Consider the following 21,548-nt stretch of genomic DNA (forward strand, 5'->3'; position numbering starts at 1 on the left):
CACTTCGCCGTCGATCCTGCGTGTTTCAGGTTGACGTCGAGCTGATCTCATCGTACTCGTCAAGAAGAGAGCGAACATGTGCGATTCGCTGATTCCCGCCGTTCATGAGAAAGATGGCAGTGCACTGGAGGTCGTCGTGTCACCCGCACCGCGGAAGCCCTCCACGCCAACGAGTGTCGCGCCCGCGGCGGAAGAACCCTCCTGGCACGTCAAGGCTTCGCAGCCGGTCAACTACGAAGTCCGTCTGTGCCAAGGCGTCTTCGACCCGAACCGCACAGATCTGCTCGACGCGGGCAGCCCGGACGGAAACCGGACACACCGGCGGTTCGTCGTCGTGGACGAAACCGTCGACAGGCTGTACGGCACAGCGATGAGACAGTACTTCGAGCACCACGGCGTCACTTGCGAGATCATGGTGGTCCAGGCGGGCGAGGTGCGCAAGGAGATCGACGTCGTGCTGCGCTTCGTGGAGCGGCTCGACGCCTTCGGAATCGATCGCAGGCGCGAGCCGGTCATCGTGGTGGGCGGCGGTGTCGTGATGGACATCGTGGGACTCGCCGCCAGCCTCTACCGGCGCGGAACGCCGTTCATCAGGGTGCCGACGACCCTGGTCGGTCTGGTCGACGCCGGGGTCGGCGTGAAGACAGGGGTGAACTTCAACGGTCACAAGAACCAGCTGGGCACGTATTCGGCGGCGACGCTCACGCTGCTCGACCGCGGCTTCCTCGCGACGCTGAGCCGCCGGCACATCAGCAACGGGCTCGCCGAGATCCTGAAGGTCGGCCTGATCAAGGACGAAGCACTCTTCGGCCTTCTCGAGCGGCACGGCCGGCTGGTCCTGGACGAGAACTTCCAGGGACGGTCGCCGGAGGGGGCCGACGCCGCCACCGCCATCCTCGAAGCCGCGATCACCGGCATGCTGGAAGAGCTCGAGCCGAACCTGTGGGAGGAAACGCTCGAACGCAGCATGGACTACGGGCACACCTTCAGCCCCGCCGTCGAGATGCTCGGCCTTCCCGCGATGCTGCACGGCGAAGCCGTGTGCCTCGACATGGCACTGAGCACCGTCCTCGCCCACCGGCGCGGACTCGTGAGCGAGGACGAGTGCCGACGGGTGTTCTCGGTGATGTCCGACCTCGAGCTGCCCACCTGGAGCCCGTTGCACACGCCGGAGGTCCTCGGGCACGCGCTGCACGCGACAGTCCGGCGGCGCGACGGGCAGCAACGACTGCCGCTGCCCGTCGGCATCGGGAACACCGTCTTCGTCAACGACGTCTCGGACGAGGAACTGGTCGCGGCGATCGAACTCCAGCGGGACATGGCCGCGGGCAGTTCGGCGGAAGTCGCGTGAGACCCGGCGGGGCGAGGCCTACCACAAGGTCTGGCCTCCCTCGATCGCGAGGTTGTGGCCCGTCATGTAGTCGGAGACCTCGCCGGCCAGGTAGACGACGGCGCCCTGCAGGTCGCTGACCTCACCCAGCCGTCCGGCCGGGATGTTCGACACCCACTCGTCCACCAGGGGCGCCAGCGCCTCGGACTCCTCGATCAAGGCGGTCCTGATGATTCCCGGCGAAATGCAGTTCACCCGGATCCCGCGGTCGGCCCACTCGGCGGCCAACGTCCGGGTCAGGCTGACCACCGCCCCCTTGGAAACGTTGTACGAAACCTGCTTCTGGGGGTGAGGCACGATCATCGACGCCATCGAGGCGGTGTTGATGATTTTTCCGTACCCGTGCGGGAACATCGCCTTCGCCTCGTGCTGGCAGGCGAGGAACACTCCCCTCAAGTTGAGGTTGTGCACCATGTCCCACTCTTCGAGCGTTGTTTCCTCGGCGGCGGAGTTGAGGTTGATTCCGGCATTGTTCACCGCGATGTCGAGTCGGCCGAACTGCTCCACCGTCGTGCGCACGAAGCTCTCGATGGAACTTTCGTCGGCGGCGTCAGCCTGGATCGAGATCGCTTTCACGCCCTTTTCCAGCAATTCGCCGGCGACCTCCTCCGCGCGCTCCGCGCTGAGGTCGACGACCGCCACCTGGGCGCCCGCTTCGCCCAGGGCGTGCGCGAACGCGCGTCCGATGCCCTGTCCCGCCCCGGTCACGAGAGCCGTTCTGCCGGTGAGCCGGAACCGGTCCAAGATTGAACGTGTCGCGGCAGGAGACTGGGCATCGCCGGAAATTTCGTCCATGTCTGCACTCGTTTCTGGGCCGATGGGGAACTAGCCGATCGACACTATACAGATCCTGGCCGTGTTGCGGCAGAATTGATTCGAGGAGTGTCATGGACCTACCGTTCGACCAGAACCGCATGGACGCGTTGATGGAAAAGGCCGGCGCCGATGTGGTGATCGCGACGACCCGTTTCTCCATCCAGCACCTGCTCGGCGGATACCGGTACTTCTTCTTCGCCAACCTCGACGCGATCGGCGTGTCCCGATATCTTCCGGCGCTCGTGTACGTCAAGGGTTCGCCGGAGAACTCGTTCTACATCGGGTGCGGCAACGAGGAGTGGGGAACCTCCGTTTTCCCGCTGTGGGTCCCCGATGTCCGCAACCAGTCGTGGTCGAGCGTGGACACCGCGAACTCGATCGTCGGCGGGCTGCGGGAGCGCGGTCTGGACAACGCGGTCATCGCGGTGGAGAAGTCCTTCCTGCCGTTCGACGCGGCCGAGGTGCTGCGCGCCGCGCTGCCGGGGGCGGCGTTGGTGGAAGCTCATCCGGTCCTCGAAGCGATCCGGGCGATCAAGACCCCCGAAGAGCTCGAGCTGGTGCGCACCGCCTCCGTGGGGATCATCGACTCCATGGCGGCCACCTTCGCGGCCTCGCGGCCCGGCGACACCAAGATCGACGTGGTCGAGCGGTTCCGTCGCGAGCAGACCGATCGGGGACTGGTCTTCGACTACTGCCTGGTGTCGTGCGGCAGCGAGTTCAACCGCGCGCCGTCGTCCAGGGTGTGGCGGGAAGGAGAAGCGCTCTCGCTCGACTCCGGCGGGATGTACCAGGGGTACATCGGCGACCTGGCCCGCATGGCGGTGGCGGGTGAGCCCACCGGCTTGATGAACGACCTGCTGGCGGAGGTCGAGTCGGTGCAGCAGGGCGTGCGCGCCGCGGTGACGCCCGGCCGGCGCGGCGGGGACGTCTTCGACCTGGCCGACAAGGCGCTGGCAGCGTGTCCTCACGCGGACGAGATGTTCTTCGTCGCCCACGGCATGGGTCTCATCACGCACGAGGTCCCCCGGCTGACCGGTACCGGTCCGGTGCCCTACCCCGCGGACCACGCGGAAGCCCCGCTCGAGGTGGGCATGGTCCTGTCCCTGGAGACGACGCTGTCCAACCCCGAGGTCGGCATCGTCAAGCTGGAGGACACCCTGATCGTCACGGAGGACGGGTGGGAAGCACCGGGAGACGAGGCGCGCGGGTGGAACCGGCCGCTGTCGGGCGGCGCCAGGTGAGCTTGCGATCCCGCATGGCCGGCGGCGACCCGCTGCTCGGTCTGATCCTCAAGGTGCCGGCCCACTCCGCCGTGGAACTGGCCGGGCACCTGGGTTTCGACTTCGTGCTGCTCGACACCGAGCACGCGCCCGCCGAGACGGTCGAGGTGGAGCACCACGTCAGGGCGGGCGAAGCCGCCGGCATCCCGGTGCTGGTGCGTCTCGCCGGGAACGATCCCGCCGCCGCGCTGCACGCACTCGACGCCGGCGCGGCGGGAATCGTCGTGCCCCACGTGTCGGACGCCGCGGACGCCGAAGCCGCGGTCCGCGCCGCGCACTACCCACCGCGAGGAATTCGCAGCCTCGCGGTGAGCACCCGGGCGGGACGGCACGGCACCCGCACCCTGGAAGAGCACCTGGCCGAGGCCGCTCGCGAGACGGTGGTCGTGGTCCAGGCCGAGGACCGGGACTCCGTCCGGAACTGCGACGCGATCGCCGCGACCGACGGCGTCGACGCCGTGTGGATCGGCCCCACCGACCTGTCGCTTTCCCTGGGCGTGCCGGGGAACTTCGGCCATGCGGGCTACCGGGCGGCCGTCGACCGGGTGGTCGAGGCGGTGGTGTCGGCACCGCAGTGCGCGTTGTGCGTCCTGGTGGATCATCCCGGCAAGGTCGGGGAGTGGCGGGAACGGGGCGCCGGCGTTCTCCTCTTCAACTTCAACACCGTGGTGGTGGAGGGTTTGCGCGCCATCGTGAGCAGCGTGCGCCGGTAGCGGACGAAGTGGATGCGTCCCGTCCCGCCGACGAGGCCGCCTTCCCGGCTTTCGGGAAGGCGGCCTCGTGTCACGAGGGAACCGGGCCGAACCACCGGCGCCTTCGTCCTGAAGTCCACTGTGGACGGCTTGATCGCACTCGACGGGTGCGCGGAGGACGAACCGGTCGTCGAGTCGGTCGTCCGCACCCTGCCAAGCGCTCGGTTGGTGCGTATCGACTTCGATCGCGCGGAGATGCCCGCTGATCGTGGTGAACGGGTGATGTCTGTCCGGGTGGACATCGCGGAAGTGCTCCCGCGGCCATAGCACATCGCGCTAGCCGCGAACCGGAGTAAGCCGCCCCGCCATCCGGGTCCATTCGTCAGGTTACGTATGTGAGAAAGTTTCAGCACCCTCTCGACGCCGCCTCGGGTTTGTGCGTACGGTGAGCGCGTTGTCACCGTACCGGTCAGTAGTAACCCTAGCTGAATTCCTTTCTCCCCACCCCTGCCGGGTGAGGAAGTGAGCGCAGTGAACATGCTGTCGGATCGTGAACGGGTGCTGTGCCTGAGTCCTTTCGGCACGCCCAACCCGGCCCTCGTGGTCGCCGCCGAACGAGCGGGCGGGCTCGGTGTGCTCGACCTCGGGCCCCATGCCGCCGCCGACCTCGCCCGCGTCCGCGCGCGGCACCCGCGCGCGTTCGGCGTCAGGCTGCGCGGACCGCTGGCGGTGCCGCTGCCCGAAGCCGTCGACACGGTGGTGGTTGATCTTGCCCGGCACCGGCCCGAGCGCGCTGAGCTGGGTGAAAGCCGCGTCTTGGTCGTGGTCACCTCGGTGGCGGAGGCCGTTGCGGCGATCGAGTACGGGGCCACCGGACTGATCGCCAAGGGTGCCGAGTCCGGCGGCCGAGTGGGTGGTTCTCCTGTCTTCGTGCTGCTCCAGCAGGTGCTCGCGCTGACCGATCTGCCGGTCTGGGCGGCCGGGTCGATCGGCCCCGACACGGCGGCCGCGGCCGTCGCCGGCGGTGCGCGCGGAGTGGTGCTGGAAGGACAGCTCGCGCTCGTCGCGGAAGCTCGAAAACACATTTCCGGCGAATTTGTCAACGCGATCCGGATGATGGACGGCGCCGACACCGTCGTGAACGACGGGGTGCGCGTGCATGTTCGTCAAAACACGCTCGAAATCGGCCAAGAAGGGTGCTTGGCTGATTTCTACCGTAGCTCGTTCGGCACCGTCGGTGGTGTCGTGGGCGCGATTGTGCGCGGGATTCGCGAGAATCTCACCCTGGCGGGTGAGCACCGCCCGATCCGGCCCGCCGGACCGTTCTGCGACCGCGTCCCCGGCCTGCGCTACCCGATCGCGCAGGGCCCGATGACCCGCGTCAGCGACCAACCGGCGTTCGTCGCCGCCGTCGCCGAAGGCGGTGCGCTGCCGTTCCTCGCGCTCGCGTTGATGGAGGGTTCGGCCGTCCGCATGCTGCTGGAGGACACCGCCGCGAGGCTCGGCGACCGGCCGTGGGGCGTCGGCCTGCTCGGCTTCGCGCCGCCGGAACTGCGGGCGCGGCAGATGGAGGCCGTGCTGGCGGTGCGGCCGAAGTACGCGATCGTCGCCGGTGGCACGCCCACGCAGGCCCGTGAGCTGGAGGACGCCGGCATCGAGGCGTTCCTGCACGTGCCGTCTCCCGCCCTGCTGCGCCGGTTCCTCGACGAGGGCGCGCGCAAGTTCGTCTTCGAGGGCTCGGAGTGCGGCGGGCACACCGGTCCGCGGTCCAGCTTCACCCTGTGGCAGCAGCAGATCGACGTGCTGCGCGGCCGGGAGACCGACGTCGTCGCGTTGTTCGCCGGTGGGATCCACGACGCCCGCTCGGCCGCGATGATCTCCGCCATGACCGCGCCGATCGCGGCACGGGGTGCGGCCGTGGGCGTCCTGGTCGGCACGGCCTACCTGTTCACCGAGGAAGCCGTCGCGCACGGCGCGATCCAGCCGGTGTTCCAGCAGGTCGCACTGGAGTGCGAGGACACCGCGCTGCTGGAGACCTCGCCCGGCCACGCGGTCCGCTGCGCGCAGACGTCCTATGTGGACACTTTCGAACGCGCGCGGGCCGAGGTGTCGGGCCTGTCGAAGCAGGAGCGCTGGGAGCGGCTCGAACAGCTCAACCTCGGGCGGCTGCGCCTCGCGAGCCGCGGCCTCGTCCGCGACGACGACGGTCTCCGGCAAGCCGGCGAGGACGAGCAGCGCCGCGAGGGCATGTTCATGATCGGCCAGGTCGCGACGCTGCGGTCCGAGCGCACCACGATCGCCCGGCTGCACGAGGACATCGTCTCCGGCGTGCTCCCCGGGACGGACGAGGAGCCGACCGGCTCGGCGCCGCTGGACGTCGCCATCGTCGGCATGGCCGCGATCATGCCCGGCGCCCGCGACGTCGCCGAGTTCTGGGCGAACGTCGTGGCGGGCACCGATTCCATCACCGAGGTCCCGCCGGAGCGCTGGTCGCCCGAACGCTACGGGAGCACCTTCACCAAAGGCGGTTTCCTGCCGCGCACGGCGTTCGACCCGCTCGCCTACGGCATCCCGCCCGCCTCGCTGACGTCCATCGAGCCCGCGCAGCTGCTCGCGCTGGAGGTGTCGGCCAAGGCGCTCGAGGACGCCGGCTACGCCACCCGCGTGTTCGACCGCGAGCGCACGTCGGTGATCTTCGGCGCCGAGGCCGGAGCCGACCTCGCGAACGCCTACACCGTGCGCACCGCGTTGCCCGCGCTGGGAATCCGCGGCCTGGACGACCACCTGCCCGCGCTCACCGAGGACTCGTTCCCCGGCGTGCTCGGCAACGTGATCGCGGGCCGCGTCGCGAACCGCCTCGACCTCGGCGGCGCGAACTACACCGTCGACGCCGCCTGCGCGTCCAGCCTCGCCGCGCTCGACGTGGCGTGCAAGGAACTCGTCGGCGGCACCAGCGACATGGTCCTGTGCGGCGCGGTGGACCTGCACAACAGCGCGCACGACTACCAGATGTTCGCCTCCGTGAAGGCGTTGTCCGCCCGGGGCCGCTGCGCCACGTTCGACTCGGCGGCCGACGGCATCGCGCTCGGGGAGGGCGTGGCCGCGGTCGTGCTGAAGCGCCTCGCCGACGCCGAACGCGACGGCGACCGGATCTACGCCGTGGTCAAGGGCATCGGCGCGTCCAGCGACGGCCGGTCGATGGGCCTCACCGCACCCCGTCCCGAAGGCCAGCAACGGGCCCTGCGCCGCGCCTACGCCTCCGCCGGGGTGCCGGTCACCGAGGTCGGCCTGGTCGAGGCGCACGGCACCGGAACCGTGGTGGGCGACCGCACCGAGCTCAGGTCGCTGACGGAGATGTTCGCGGGCGTCGAACCCGGCACGTGCACGATCGGCTCGGTCAAGTCGCAGATCGGCCACACCAAGTGCGCTGCCGGGCTCGCCGGCGTGATCAAGGCGGCGCTGGCCGTGCACACCGGAGTCCGCCCGGGAACGCTGCACGTCAAGCAGCCCAACGCCTTCTGGGACGCCGAGAGCAGCCCGTTCGCGTTCGGCCACCGCACGTGGGCGAGCGGCAACCGGGTCGCGGGCGTCAGCGCGTTCGGTTTCGGCGGCACGAACTTCCACACCGTCCTGGCCGGCTACACCGGTGCCGACGAGCCGTGGCACGGCCTGACCGCGTGGCCCGCCGAGCTGTTCCTGATCCGCGGCGCCGATCCCGCCGCGGCACGACGGGAAGCCGCCCGCCTCTCGGCTCTGGCCGACGACCGCACCCCGTTGCGTTCGCTGGCGGCGGCGTGCGGCTCGGGCACGGTGCAGGCGGCGTTCGTGGCCGGCGATCATGCGTCGCTCCGCCGCGCCTTGGCCGACGTCGAGGCCTGGCGCGCGTCGGACGTGGTGTCGTTGCGCACGGGGGAGCGGCCGAAGATCGCGTTCCTGTACCCCGGCCAGGGCAGCCAGCGACCGGGCATGCTGCTCGACCTCGTCACGGCCTTCCCGCGCCTGCAGGACTTCCTCGACGCGCGCTACGAGCGGGTCATGTACCCGCCGGCCGCGCTGACCGCCGAGGACGTCGCCCGCCAGCGCGCCGAGATCACCGACACCCGCAACGCCCAGCCGGCGCTCGGCATCGCCGGGCTCATGGTCACCGCGCTGCTGGACGCCGTCGGCGTGCGCCCGGACCTGGCCGGTGGCCACAGCTACGGCGAGCTGGTCGCGCTGTCGGCCGCGGGCGCGTTCGACGCCTCCGAACTGCTGGAGCTCAGCGCCGCCCGCGCGGAGGCGATGCTGGCGGCCGCGGGGGAGGACCCCGGCACGATGGCGGCGGTGTCGGCCCCGCTGGACGAGGTCGAGGCCCTACTGCCCGCGGACGTCGTGGTGGCCAACCACAACGCGCCCGCGCAGGTCGTGATCTCCGGTGCCACGGAGGCTGTGCGTCGTGCGGCCGAGGTGATGGAGGGCGCCGGGTTCGCCGTGAAGGACATCCCGGTCGCCGCCGCGTTCCACAGCCCGCTGATGGCCGGCGCCCGCGACCGCTTCGCCGCCCGTCTCCGACGCGTGTCCTGGGGCTCCCCGAGGTTCCCGGTGTGGTCGAACGTGTCCGCCGCGCCGCACGTGGACGTGCTCGACGGACTGTCCGCCCAGCTCTCCGGGCGCGTGCGCTTCGTCGAGCAGATCGAGTCGATGTACGCCGCGGGCGCGCGGATCTTCGTCGAGGCGGGCCCCGGCGGCGTGCTCGGCTCGCTGGTCGCCAAGACCCTCGGCGACCGCCCGCACACCGCCCTGCGCTGCGACGGCCACGTGACCTTCCTGCGCACGCTGGCGGCACTGGCGGTCGCCGGTGTCGAGGTGGACACCGCACCGCTGTTCGAGGACAGGGCCGAGCCGGCGACGACCGTGCCGCGACGGGCGTCCTGGTACGTGGATGGAGGACTCGTGCGCGACGCGAACGGCGACGCACTGCCCGGCGGTCTCCGACCGGCGACCGAGATGCCCGTGGTGAGGGTCGGGTCGGGGGTGGGGCGTGACGAGATCGTCGAGAAGTTCCTGGACGGGATGCGGGACGCGGTCAGCGCCCAGCGGGACGTGCTGCTGAGCTACCTCGGCACCGCGCCCGCTTCCGTGCCGGGGAACGTGCCGGCGGTGCGGCAGGTGATCGAGGCGGTGCCTGACGGCGTTGTCACTCCGACCGGTGCTGTGCCGCAGGCCGGTGCCGCGCCGCGGGAGGACGTGGCGACGGTCGTGCTGCGGACGATCAGCACGCGCACGGGCTATCCGGTGGAGATGCTGCAGCCGGGGCTGGACCTGGAAGCGGACCTGTCGATCGACTCGATCAAGCGGACCGAGATCGTCGGGGAGCTGGTGGCCGAGCTGGGGGCGACCGGCGCGGTGGACGAGCTGGCGCAGCTCAAGACCATCGACGGGATCGTCGCGTGGTTCGGCGAGGCCTCCGGTGAAGAGGCCACCTCGCCACGGGCGCTCACCGCACAGGCCGCACCCCCTCAGCCCTCAGGACGCCTGGTCCGGCTCGTGCCCCGGGTGGTCCCCGCCGACCCGGCCGCCCCCGCCGACCTCACCGGCACCACCGTCCTGATCATCGACGACAACGGCATCGGGCTCGAGCTCGCCGACCTCCTCGAACGCCACACCGCCCGTCCCCGCGTCGAACCGGCCTTCCCGGCGGACCTGCGGGACGTCGACGTCGTGGTGAGGCTCGGCGCGCGGCTGCCGGAGGCTTTCAGCGAGGTCAAGGCCTGCGTGACGAACGGCGTGAACCTCCTCGTCGTCACCACGGGCGGTGGCACGTTCGGCTTCGACCACCAGCCCGACGAACTGCCGGCCGACATCGGCCTGCACGGGCTGGTCCGCACCGCCGCGCTCGAGTACCCGGACCTCGTCGTGCGCTCGGTCGACGTCAACCCCAAGGAGAGCCACCGCGACATCGCCACCGCGCTGCTCGCCGAGATCGGGCCCGGCCCGGCGGTCGTCGGGTACCACGCCGGGAGGCGCCAGGTCGTCGAGGCGGTCGAACAGGAACTCGACGCGAAGCCCCTCGGTCTCGACGCCGACAGCGTGGTGCTGCTGACCGGCGGTGCCCGCGGCATCACCGCCCTCGCGGCGCGGGCACTCGCCGAACGCACCGGGTGCCACGTCGAGCTCATCGGCCGGACCCCGATCGCGCCCGAGGACCACCGGCTCAGCCACGCCACCACCGAGGCCGAGCTCGTCAAGGCCCTGTTCGAGCGGGGGGAGAAGGACGACGTCCCCGCCAAGGCGCGCAGGGTCCTGGCCGAACGCGAGGTCCGCGCCACCCTCGAACGCCTCAGGGCGACCGCGTCGAGCGTCCGGTACCACGAGTGCGACGTCACCGACGCCGCCGCCGTGGCCAGGGTCGTCGACGACGTCAAGGCCCGGTTCGGCCGCCTCGACGGCGTGGTCCACGGCGCCGGGGTGCTCGACGACAGGCTGATCGAGGACAAGACCCAGGAGTCGTTCGACCGCGTCTGGGCCACGAAGGTCAACGGTGCCAAGACGTTCGAAGACGGTTTCCTCGTGTTGTTCGGCAGCGTCAGCGGCGTGTTCGGCAACCGCGGTCAGGCCGACTACTCGGCCGCGAACGACGCCCTCGACCGGATGGCGCGGTTCTGGGGTGCGCAGCGCCGGGTCGTCGCCGTCGACTGGGGCCCCTGGGCCGGTGCGGGCATGGCCGCCGGGCTGGCCGGGGAGTACGCGCGGCGCGGCATCCCGCTGATCGAGCCCGAGCGGGGTGTGGACGCGCTGCTGAACGAGATCGCCGGCGGTGAGGACGTGCAGGTGGTCTACCGATGGGAGGCGTAGCGATCGTCGGGATCGGCGCCGTCTTCCCCGGCGCCCCCGACGCGGCGGCGTTCTGGCGCAACATCGCGGGTGGCGTCGACGCCGTCGGGCAGATCCCGCCCGGGCGCTGGGACCCGGCCACCTACTACGACCGGGGCAGCACCGGCGGTGACCGGTTCTACTGCCGCAGGGGCGGGTTCGTCGACGACCTCGCGGAGTTCGACCCGACGCGGTTCGGCATCATGCCGTCCACTGTGGACGGAGCGGAGCCGGACCAGCTGCTCGCCCTCGCCACGGCCGCGGAGGCCATCGCGGACGCCGGTGGGGAGGCGGCGCTGCCCTCACGCGACCGCGTCGGCGTGGTCGTCGGGCGCGGCGGCTACCTCACGCCCGGCTGTGCGCGGCTCGACCAGCGGGTGCGGCTCGCCGACGAGGTCGTGTCGGTGGTCGGGGACCTCTTCCCTAACCTGGCGGCCGCGGAGCTCGACGCGGTCCGCCGGGCCATCCGCGACCGCATGGGGCCGGAGCAGCCCGAGTCGTCGATCGGTCTCGTGCCGAACCTCGCGGCGTCGAGGATCGCCAACCGCTTCGACCTCCAGGGCACCGCGTACACGGTCGACGCCGCGTGCGCGTCCGGGCTGGTCGCCGTCGAGCACGCCGTCCGCGCACTCCAGGAGGGTCGCGCGGACGCCATGCTCGCCGGCGCCGTCCACGTCTGCCACCACCCGACGCTGTGGAGCGTCTTCACCCAGCTCCGCGCGCTCAGCCCGACCGAGCGCATCCGCCCGTTCGACGAGAGCGCGGACGGCACGCTGCTGTCCGAGGGCGTGGGCATGGTCGTGCTCAAGCGGCTGGAGGACGTCGGCGACGAACGCGTCTACGCGGTGATCCGCGGCATCGGCACCGCGAGCGACGGCCGCGCGACGAGCATGATGACGCCCAACCCCGAGGGTCAGCTCCTCGCGGTGCGACGGGCCTGGGCCGACGCGGGCCTCGACCCCCGCGAGAACCCGCCCGGGCTGATCGAGGCCCACGGCACCGCCACGCCCGCCGGGGACGCCGCCGAGCTGCGGACGATGATCACCGCGTTCGGCGGGCACGGCGACGAGATCGGCATCGGCACGGTCAAGTCGATGATCGGCCACGCCATGCCCGCCGCCGGCATGGCCGGGCTGATCAAGGCCGCGCTCGCCCTGCACCACAACACCCTGCCGCCGACCCTGCACGTCGAGAACCCGCACCCCGCGTTGCGGGACACCAGGTTCACGCCGGTCCGGGAGGCCCGCGAGTGGACCGGGCGGCACCGCGCGGTCGTCAACGCCTTCGGGTTCGGCGGCATCAACGCGCACGCCGTCCTGGACGGCCACACGATCGCGAAGCCCCGCAAGCCGGTCATGACCTTCGCCGCCGACACCGCGGAGGCACTGGCCGAAGCGCTCAGGGACCGGCGCACCTCCCACGCCGACAGGGCGTTCCGGCTCGCCGTCGGCAACCCGGACGAGCGCAAGCTCGAGCTGGCCGAACGCGTCCTGGCACAGGGCAAGGCGTGGCCCGGCAGGCACGACATCTGGTTCTCGCCCGAGCCGCTGCTGACGAGCACCGACCAGGTCGCGTTCCTGTTCCCCGGCTTCGAGCGCGAGTTCACCGGCGAGGTCGTCGACCACGCCGTCGGGCTCCTCCGCGACGGCAGGCGCGAAGCTCGCGAGCTGATGGCGCTCGGCATCACCCCCGGCGCGCTCGCCGGGCACAGCATGGGCGAGTGGACCGCGATGGTCGTCGGCGGCATCTACCCGACGATCGACGAGTTCGTCGCCGCGCTCGGGCCCGGCGCGGTCGCGGTCGTCGACATCGCCTACGCCGCACTGGGGTGCTCCGCGGACGTCGCCGAGCGGCACCTCGTCGACGGCGTCACGGTCAGCCACGACAACTGCCCGCACCAGTCGGTGATCTGCGGGCCGCTCGACCGGCTCGAAGAGGTCCTCGCCACGCTCAAGGCCCACGGCGTCATCGCGCAGCTGATGCCGTTCCGCACCGGCTTCCACACCCCGGCCCTGGCCCCGCACCTGGGGCGCGCCAGGCAGATGCTCGACAGCCTGCCGGTCCGCACCCCGGACATCCCGGTGTGGTCCGCGAACTCCCTCGAACCGATGGCCGCCGCGGAGGTCCGCGACCTGGTCCTGCGGCACCTCGTCGAGCCGGTCCGCTTCCGCCCGCTGCTGGAGGAGTTGCACGGCGGTGGCTTCCGGGCGTTCGTCCAGATCGGACAGGGCAGCCTGCCGGGCTTCGTCGGCGACACGCTGCACGACAGGCCGCACCTCGCCGTGAACGCCGACATCGCGCCGGAAGCGCTGTGGGCGTTCGGGCTCAAGCGCGGTACCGCGCACAGGGTCAAGCTGCGGCTCGGCACGCCGAAGATCCACGTCGACCCGCTCGGCACCGCACCCGTTCCCGTGGCCGACGACAGCCCGATGTCCGCGGCCGTGAACAAGCTCCTCGCCCACACCACCGCCGTCGCCCGCGAGGTCGTCAGCGCGCTCAGGCCGAACGAGGCCGGCTTCACCCGCGAGTTCTCGCTGCGGACCATGCCCGAGCTCGTGGACCACTCGGTGTTCCCGCAGGCACCCGGCTGGCCCGACCTCGCCGACGGGTTCCCGATCGTGCCCGCGACCGGCCTGCTCGAGGTCTTCGCCGACGCCGCCCGCCGGCTCACCGGCGGCACCGTGCACGGCTTCGCGCAGGTCAGGGCCAAGCGCTGGCTCACGGCGCTGCCCGCGACGACGGTGAAGATCTCGGCCGGGGTGGAAGGACCCGGCCGCGTGCTGGTGAAGGTCGGCGACTACGCCGAAGGTGTCGTGCTGACCGCACCGCGGACACCCCAGCCGGTCGGCGAGCGGCTCGAAGGCGTCCGCGAGGCCCCGGTGACCGCCGCCGAGCTGTACCGGGACAACTGGATGTTCCACGGTCCGGCGTTCGCGGGCGTCAAGGAGATCGACTGCCTGGCGGACAACGGGATCGCGGGGGTGCTGACGCCGTTGCCCGCTCCCGGCGCGCTGCTCGACAGCGCCGGGCAGCTGATCGGTCATTGGATGCAGGTCTGCCGCACCGAGGACCAGACCGTGCTGCCGACCGGCATCGAGCAGGTCGTCTTCCGCGGCCCGGTGCCGACCGGCGACGTCCACTGCACCGCGTGGATCCGCGAGGTCACGGCCCAGGCGATGACCGCCGACGCCGAGCTGCGGGTGGACGGGGAGCTGTGGTGCCGCATCACCGGCTGGACCACCCGCCGGTTCACCACCGACGACCGGATCTGGCAGGTCAAGCTCCGTCCCGGCACCGAGATGCTGTCCACTCGGGACGGTGAATGGCTGCGGGTCGCCGAGAACTGGTCCGACAGCGCGACGCGCGACCTGATCATGCGCCGCTACCTGAACTCCGCCGAACGGCTGCACTACGGCGGACTGGACGTGCCGGCCCAGCGCGACTGGCTGCTGCGCGTCATCGCGCTGAAAGACGCCGTGCGCGCCTGGCTCTGGGACCGCGGGGCCGGGCCGGTCTACCCGGCGGAGCTGACCGTCGGCGCGGACACGCGGGTCCGCGGGGCCTTCGCCGTCCCGCACACCGACGTGACATCCGAACCAGGGCGAGCCGCCGCCCGAGTGCGAACGGAGACATGATGGACGAGGTGCTGCAGCAGGTCGCCAAGCTGATCACCGAGGTGGTCGGGCCGGACTTCCTGCTGGGCGTGGAGATCACCCGCGACACCACGTTCAGCGACGACCTGGGCCTGGAGTCGATCGAGTTCGTGGCGCTGGCGGACAAGCTCAACGCCCACTACGGCGTCGACCTCGTGGCGTTCCTGGCGGACATGGACATCGACGAGATCATGGCGATGTCCGTCGGCCGCCTCGTCGACCACATCACGGCCCGTGTCTGACGTCCACGCCCGAGGGCTGCGCTTCCACGTGCAACGGCTCGGGCCCCAGGACGCGCCGACCGTGGTGTTCGTCCACGGCCTGGTGATGGACAACCTGTCGAGCTTCTACTACACGCTCGCCGCTCCGCTGGCCCGGGCCGGGTTCGGCACCGTGCTGTTCGACCTGCGCGGGCACGGCCTGTCCGAGCGGCCGCCGTCCGGGTACACGCCGGAGGAGAGCGCGCTGGACCTCGTCGCGGTGCTCGACGGGATCGGCGTGACCGAGCCGGTCTTCCTGCTGGGCAACAGCTACGGCGGCGTCGTCGCGATGCACGCGGCCGTCCGGGCGCCCGAACGCGTCGGCGGCGTCGTGCTCGTCGAGTCGGCGGTCGGGGGAGTGGTCGGCGACGCGTGGTTCGAGGACATCACGAACACGCTGACCGTCGCGGCGCTGGGCCTGGAGTTCGACCGCACGCAGGACCAGCTGATGGCGCTGGGGCAGCGCAAGATCGCGAAGCTCGCCGTGAACGCCGACGCCCTGCTCAACGGCACCACGCTGATCGACGACCTCGGCTGCGGCACGAAGCTCGACCTCACGCGGGTGCGGTGCCCGGTGCTCGGCGTCTACGGCGCCGAGTCCGAGCTGGTCGGTGCCGCCGCGGAGCTGTGCGAGCGGATCCCGTCGGCCCGGCTGCACGTCGTGCCCGGCCTGGGGCACACGGTGCTGCGCGAGGCCACCGCCGAGCTGCTCGACGTGCTGCTGGGCTGGCTGCCGTCATGAGCCGGTTCCTCTTCGTGGTGCCGCCGCTGACCGGCCACGTCAACCCGACCGCCTCGGTGGGCGGTGAGCTGCTCGCCCGCGGGCACGAGGTCGCGTGGGTCGGACACCCCGGCACGCTCGCGCCGTTGCTCCCGGACGGGGCGAGGACCTTCCCGGCCATCGACGACGTCCTGGAAGCCGGCCTCCGCGCGCAACGGGAGCGCTGGCTCGCGTTGCGCGGGATGGCGGTGCTCAAGTTCTTCTGGGAGGAGTTCCTGATCCCGCTGGGGCACTCGATGGTGCCCGGCGTGAAGACGGCGGTGCGCGCGTTCCAGCCGGACGTCGTCGTGGCCGACCAGCAGGCGCTGGCCGGGCCGGTGGTGGCGAGGGGCGCCGGGCTGCCGTGGGCGACGTCGGCGAGCACGTCCGCCGAGCTGGTCAACCCGCTCAGGACGATGCCGAAGGTCGACGCCTGGGTGCGGGACCTGCTGCACGGCTTCGCGGGCGGGGACGTCCGGTTCTCCGAGGAGCTGGTGCTGGTCTACAGCTCGAAGGCGTTGGTGGCGGGGGAGTTCGGCGACGAGGTGGCGTTCGTCGGTCCCGCCCTGGCGCACCGGGTCGAACGGGTGGGCTTCCCGTGGGAACGGCTGGCCGGTGGGCGGCGGGTCCTGATCTCGCTGGGAACGCTGAACGGGCCCGCCGGCGAGCGCTTCGTGGGCCAGGCGCTGGACGCCGTCGCGGGACTGGACGTGCAGGCCGTGGTGGTCGCGCCTCCGAGGCCCGCCCCGGAGAACGTCCTCGTGGTCCCGTCCGTCCCGCAGCTCGCTCTCCTGCCGCACCTCGACGCGGTCGTCACCCACGGCGGCCACAACACGGTCTGCGAAGCGCTCGCCCACGGGCTCCCGCTCGTCGTGGCCCCGATCCGCGACGACCAGCCGACCGTCGCCGCTCAGGTCGTCGCGGCCGGAGCGGGCGTCCGGCTGACCTACTCGCGGGCACGGGCGGCGGACATCCGCAGCGCACTGCGGTCCGTGCTGGACGAGCCGGAGTACGCGGCCGCCGCCGGGTCGGTGCGCGAATCGTTCCTGGCGGCGGGCGGCGCGGCGGCCGCGGCCGACCGACTCGAGAAGGTGGTGGCCGGGTGATCCTCAGCGTGGTGGTGGTGCTGGTCGTCCTGCTGGACGTGGTGCGCCTGCGAGCCCGCGCGTCCAAGCTGCGGGTGCTGTCCCGGGGAGCGGGCGAGCACATCCTGCTCACCGCCACCGGGGTGCACCCGGAGGGCTCGTGGGCGACCGACGACGACCTGGTCGACCTCGTGCCCCGCGACCTGCCGGTGGTCGCGGCGCTCGACCTGCTCGGCGCCGTCGACCCCGGCCGGTACCGCGAGGACCGGTGGGCGCGCGGGATCAGCGCGTCGCAGGCCGTGCTGGTGCGCGAGAAGTACCGGGAGGACGTGGACCCCGACGACCCGACGGAGTTCGTCGCGTACGTGCGGCGGGTCAAGGACCACGTGCACGCGGAGGTCGACATCGCGGTCGCGCCGGGGCTGGAGGCCGGGCCGTACGACCTCGGCTACCGCGCGGCGACGTTGCGGCAGATCGGCAAGCGGCCGTCGCTGTGGATCGCGGGCTCGGTCATCGGCTACGCGGCCGTGCTCGGCGCCCTGGTCACCGACTGGCGGTGGGGCCTCGTCGCGCTGGCCGCCTACTCGGCGCACCCGCTGCTGGTGTTCGCCGGCACGCCGCTGCGGCCACGCGACCTGTGGGTGCCGCGAGTCCTGCGCACGCCCCACCTGTGGTTCAAGACGGCGGGCGGCAGGAAGTCCACGGCGGAAAAGCGGCAGGCCGCGCACCTGGAGCAGGCCGCGCCCTGGTACGAGCAGAACCGCGACCGGAACTTCCACGAGCCGCCGCGCGAGAACTGCCCCTCGTGCGGCGGCACCGAGCTGCGCCGCTGGGTGACCGCGCACGACCTGGTGCAGCGCAAGCCCGGCACGTTCACCATGGACCGCTGCGTCCGATGTGGACACGTCTGGCAGAACCCGCGGCTGACCGAGGAGGGCCTGGGCTTCTACTACCGCGACTTCTACGACGGCCTCGGCGAGACGTCGGCGGAGGCGGTGTTCTCCGGCAAGACCGAGCCGTACTACGGCCGGGCGCGCATGGTGGAACCGTTCGTGCGACCCCGGCGGTGGCTCGACGTCGGCTCCGGGCACGCGCACTTCTGCCTGGGGGCCAAAGAGGTGCTGCCCGGCACGAGGTTCGACGGGCTCGACCAGGGCGCGGCCATCGAGGACGCGGCCCGCCTCGGCCGGATCGAGAACGCCTACCGCGGCAGCTTCAAGGACTTCGCGGGCGAGCTCCGGGGCCGCTACGACGTGATCAGCATGCACCACTACCTGGAGCACGTGCGCGATCCGTGGGAGGAGCTCGACATCGCGGCGGACGTGCTGCCCGACGGCGGCTACCTGCTGATCGAGCTGCCGGACCCGGAATGGCGGCTGGGCAGGCTCTTCGGGCAGTACTGGATGCCGTGGTTCCAGCCGCAGCACCAGCACATGATGCCGATCGGCAACCTCGAGAAGACCCTCGCCGAACGAGGACTGACCACTGTGGCCACCGAGCGCGAGGAAGCCCACCTCTGCAACGACTTCACGCTCGCACTGCTGCTGTGGCTCGGCGACAAGGCACCGCGCACGCCGGCGCCGTGGCGTCCGGAGAAGGTGCGGCTGCGCCGGACCCGCAGCTTCCTGGTGTGGACGTTCGGCATCCCGGCGTTCTTCGCCGCGATGCTGCTGGACCAGACGGTGAACCGGTTCCTGGCCCACCGCACCGGCACCGGCAACGCCTACCGGCTGCTCGCGCGGAAGACCCCGCGGGCATGACGGACCTCGCGGACAGGCCCGAGCTGGCGCCGGAGCTCAGGCTGGTGCCGCACGCGTTCCGGCGCACGTTCGGCAGGCCCGCCCGGGGCGTCTGGTACGCGCCGGGCGTGCTGAACCTGCTCGGCGGCGCGGTCAAGGTGGCCGCCAAGTGGGGTGCGATCGTGGCGGGGGACGGGCGGGACGACGGCCTGCTCGAGCTCGTGTCGGTGAACCGGCCGGTCGAGCGCGCTCTACTGCCGTCCGGCGACGTCCCGGCGTGGGCGGCGGGGGTGGAGGCCACCGGCGGCGCCACGCTGATGTGCAGCGTGGACCTGCCGCAGGGCAGTGGACTGTCCGCCGCCGAGGCACTGAGGACCGCGGTGGGGCTGGCACTGCGCGACCTCGCGGGCGCACCGTTCGAGGAACCTCGCGCGGCAGCGCTCGACCTGCCGGGGCAGCGGCTGCTCGTCGTCGACACGAGGATCAGGCGCGGGGAACATCAGCGGGAGCGGCCGTTCACCGCCGACCTGGGCGACCTGGGCGCCGCTCTGACGGCGTACCACCGGGCCCAGGACCCGGACCCGGAGCAGGACGCCGTGGTGCGGGCCGCTCTCCGGGCCGGCGCGCGGGGCGCGAGCACGCTGATCGACCCGCCGGGCAGGCCCGCTGTCGCACTCGTCGACGCGGACCTGGTCCCGGCGGTCAAGAAGGCGATCACGAAGGCGGTGGAGGTCCCTCCCCGCTACCTCACGATCGTTCCCGGTCCCTTCAACACAGCGGCTTCACGGTGAACTCGGCGCGGCGCAGGTCCTTGGAGTTCGGGCCCACCAGCAGGACGAACTCGCCGGGCTCGACCACCCGGTTGCCCGCCGCGTCGACGATCGTGCACGCGGCGACGGGGAGCTCCAGGTCCACCTTCACGGTCTGACCGGGCTCGACGTCGACCTGCTCGAACGTCTTGAGCTCCTTGTCCGCCCAGCTCACCGATGTGACGGCGTCGCTGACGTAGACCTGCACGGTCTCCCGCGACGGCCGGGACCCGGTGTTCGTGAGCTCGATGCACGCCTTGACGGTCTCGTCCGGGCGCAGCACCGCCGTCTCCACCAGCAGGTCGCCGTACTCGACCGTCGTGTACGACAGGCCCTCGCCGAACGCGAACGCCGGCTCCTGCGTCAGGTCGGCGTAGCGCGTGCCGTGCTGGCCGCGGATCTGGTTGTAGTACGTCGGCTGCTGACCGGCGTGCGCGGCGAACGAGATCGGCAGGCGGCCGCTGGGCTCGACCAGGCCGTGCAGCACCTCGGCGATCGCGCGGCCGCCCTGCATGCCGGGGTTCGCGACCCACAGCAGCGCGGCGGCGTTGCGCGCCGACGCGGGCAGCACCAGCGGCTTCGACGCGAGCAGCACCACGACGAGCGGCGTGCCGGTCTCGGCGAGCGCGTCGAGCAGCGCGATCTGGCCACCGATCAGGTCCAGCGTGGCGGTGGAGCGGCCCTCGCCGACCAGCTCGATCTGGTCGCCGACGACGGCCACGACGTAGTCCGCGTCCCGCGCGGCCGCGACGGCCTCCGCGATCAGCGCGGCGTCGGGCGCGCAGGGCCGCACGACCTTCGGGCGCGGCTGCCCGTCCGGGAACGTGTCGCCCTCGGGGTCCGGCTCCAGCGTGAGGATGTCGGCGCCGCGTGCGTACGTGACCTCCTGCGCCGACAGCTCGCGCAGGCCGTCCAGGACGGTCGTGATCATCTCGCGCGGGTGGCCGTTCGGCAGCCAGTCGGCCTGGCCGGACGAGCCCGCCCAGTCGCCGAGCTGGGTCTGCGCGTCGTCGGCGAGGGGGCCGACGACCGCGATCTTGCCCTTCGACTTCGCGAACGGCAGCACACCGTCGTTGCGCAGCAGCACCAGCGAACGCCGTGCGACCTGCAGGTTCAGCGCCACGTGGTCGTCGTGGTTGATCATCGTGCGCTGGCGTTCGGCGTCGGGCCTGCGCGGGTTCTCGAACAGGCCGAGGTCGAACTTCAGCGTCAGGATGCGGGTGACGGCGCGGTCGAGGTCGGACTCGGCCAGCAGACCCTCCTCGACGGCCTGCAGCGCGCCCTCGAAGAACCGCGGCGTCGTCATGATCATGTCGTTGCCGGCCTTCACGGCGGCCGCGGCGGCGTGCATGTAGTCGGGCTGCAGCTTCTGCTCCCAGACCATGCGGCCGACGTTGTCCCAGTCGGTGATCAGGGTGCCCTGGTACCCCCACTCACCGCGCAGCACCTCGTCGAGCAGCCACGAGTTGACGGTGATCGGCACGCCGTCGGTGGACTGGTAGCCGAGCATGAACGTGGCGCAACCCTCGCGGGCGACCCGCTCGAACGGCGGCAGGAACCACGACCGCAGCTTGCGCCGCGAGAGGTCCGCCTCGCTCGCGTCCCGGCCGCCCTGGGTCTCGGAGTACCCGGCGAAGTGCTTGGCGGTCGCGAGGATCGCCGTCTCGTCGGCGAGGCCGTCGCCCTGGTAGCCGCGGACCATGGCCGCCGCGAGCTCGCCGATCAGCACCGGGTCCTCGCCGAACGTCTCGTCCACGCGGCCCCAGCGCAGGTCGCGGGCGATGCACAGCACCGGCGAGAACGTCCAGTGCACGCCGGTAGCGGCGGCCTCGACGGCGGTGACGCGGGCGACCTGCTCGACGAGCGCGGGGTCCCAGCTCGCCGCCATGCCGAGCTGCGTCGGGAAGATCGTGGCGCCCTCGTAGAACGAGTGGCCGTGGATGCAGTCCTCGGCGATCAGCAGCGGGATGCGCAGCCGCGTCCGGGTGGTGAGGTCCTGGGCGCGCAACACCCGCTCGGGCGAGGTGTGCAGGATCGAGCCGACGTGCTTGCGCAGCACGTGGTCGTCCAGGTCCTCCCTCGAGTCCAGCTGCATCATCTGGCCGACCTTCTCGGCCAGTGTCATGCGGCCGAGCAGGTCCGCGACCCGCTCCGCGGTCGGCAGCGTGGCGTCGAGGTAGGGCACGTCGTCGCGATCCATGTGGTCTCCGAG

At 71.8% G+C, this 21,548-nt stretch carries 13 protein-coding genes; 11 read left to right on the forward strand and 2 right to left on the reverse strand.

The genetic code is table 11. The annotated features are described in order from the left end of the window. Positions 1–76: 76 nt before the first annotated feature. Positions 77–1,351 carry a sedoheptulose 7-phosphate cyclase gene (locus L6E10_RS38170; RefSeq protein WP_275677295.1) on the forward strand — a complete coding sequence of 425 codons (1,275 nt, stop codon included), beginning with the start codon at positions 77–79 and terminating at the stop codon, positions 1,349–1,351. An 18-nt stretch (positions 1,352–1,369) separates the two neighbouring features. Here the strand turns inward: L6E10_RS38170 and L6E10_RS38175 are convergent, their stop codons facing one another. Further along, complete coding sequence (locus tag L6E10_RS38175; RefSeq protein WP_236225030.1) at positions 1,370–2,185, reverse strand: SDR family NAD(P)-dependent oxidoreductase; 816 nt, start codon at positions 2,183–2,185, stop codon at positions 1,370–1,372. Positions 2,186–2,277: 92 nt separating this feature from the next. Between L6E10_RS38175 and L6E10_RS38180 the strand changes: the two genes are divergently transcribed. The 10 genes from L6E10_RS38180 to L6E10_RS38225 all read left to right on the forward strand — a co-directional run bounded on the left by L6E10_RS38180 (position 2,278) and on the right by L6E10_RS38225 (position 19,318). Further along, complete coding sequence (locus tag L6E10_RS38180) at positions 2,278–3,447, forward strand: Xaa-Pro peptidase family protein (protein ID WP_236225031.1); 1,170 nt, start codon at positions 2,278–2,280, stop codon at positions 3,445–3,447. Continuing rightward, on the forward strand, positions 3,444–4,199 hold the full coding sequence (locus L6E10_RS38185) for an HpcH/HpaI aldolase/citrate lyase family protein (RefSeq protein WP_236225032.1): 756 nt from the start codon (positions 3,444–3,446) through the stop codon (positions 4,197–4,199). The genes L6E10_RS38180 and L6E10_RS38185 overlap by 4 nt, the downstream gene beginning before the upstream one ends. A gap of 129 nt (positions 4,200–4,328) precedes the next feature. After that, positions 4,329–4,505 carry a hypothetical protein gene (locus tag L6E10_RS38190; protein WP_236225033.1) on the forward strand — a complete coding sequence of 59 codons (177 nt, stop codon included), beginning with the start codon at positions 4,329–4,331 and terminating at the stop codon, positions 4,503–4,505. Between the two features lie 195 nt (positions 4,506–4,700). Beyond that, positions 4,701–11,012 (forward strand): SDR family oxidoreductase, encoded by a 6,312-nt coding sequence (locus L6E10_RS38195; RefSeq protein WP_308102970.1) that lies wholly within the window; start codon positions 4,701–4,703, stop codon positions 11,010–11,012. Continuing rightward, the gene (locus tag L6E10_RS38200; RefSeq protein WP_236225034.1) at positions 11,000–14,665 is read left to right on the forward strand and encodes a beta-ketoacyl synthase N-terminal-like domain-containing protein; all 3,666 of its coding nucleotides are present in this window, start codon (positions 11,000–11,002) and stop codon (positions 14,663–14,665) included. The genes L6E10_RS38195 and L6E10_RS38200 overlap by 13 nt, the downstream gene beginning before the upstream one ends. Continuing rightward, on the forward strand, positions 14,665–14,925 hold the full coding sequence (locus tag L6E10_RS38205; protein ID WP_036014077.1) for an acyl carrier protein: 261 nt from the start codon (positions 14,665–14,667) through the stop codon (positions 14,923–14,925). The genes L6E10_RS38200 and L6E10_RS38205 overlap by 1 nt, the downstream gene beginning before the upstream one ends. Next, positions 14,918–15,685 (forward strand): alpha/beta fold hydrolase, encoded by a 768-nt coding sequence (locus L6E10_RS38210; RefSeq protein WP_236225035.1) that lies wholly within the window; start codon positions 14,918–14,920, stop codon positions 15,683–15,685. Before L6E10_RS38205 ends, L6E10_RS38210 begins: the two co-directional genes overlap by 8 nt. Then, on the forward strand, positions 15,682–16,809 hold the full coding sequence (locus tag L6E10_RS38215) for a glycosyltransferase (RefSeq protein ID WP_236225036.1): 1,128 nt from the start codon (positions 15,682–15,684) through the stop codon (positions 16,807–16,809). Before L6E10_RS38210 ends, L6E10_RS38215 begins: the two co-directional genes overlap by 4 nt. Continuing rightward, on the forward strand, positions 16,806–18,548 hold the full coding sequence (locus L6E10_RS41105; RefSeq protein ID WP_236225037.1) for a methyltransferase domain-containing protein: 1,743 nt from the start codon (positions 16,806–16,808) through the stop codon (positions 18,546–18,548). Before L6E10_RS38215 ends, L6E10_RS41105 begins: the two co-directional genes overlap by 4 nt. Then, positions 18,545–19,318: a hypothetical protein gene (locus L6E10_RS38225; protein WP_236225038.1), complete on the forward strand. Its 774-nt coding sequence runs from the start codon at positions 18,545–18,547 to the stop codon at positions 19,316–19,318. The genes L6E10_RS41105 and L6E10_RS38225 overlap by 4 nt, the downstream gene beginning before the upstream one ends. Here the strand turns inward: L6E10_RS38225 and L6E10_RS38230 are convergent. Continuing rightward, the gene (locus L6E10_RS38230) at positions 19,296–21,536 is read right to left on the reverse strand and encodes a glycoside hydrolase family 3 N-terminal domain-containing protein (protein WP_236225039.1); all 2,241 of its coding nucleotides are present in this window, start codon (positions 21,534–21,536) and stop codon (positions 19,296–19,298) included. The genes L6E10_RS38225 and L6E10_RS38230 overlap by 23 nt on opposite strands. Positions 21,537–21,548: the final 12 nt, after the last annotated feature.

The sequence above is a fragment of the Lentzea sp. CC55 genome (assembly GCF_021056325.1).
Classification (GTDB): Bacteria; Actinomycetota; Actinomycetes; order Mycobacteriales; family Pseudonocardiaceae; genus Lentzea; species Lentzea jiangxiensis.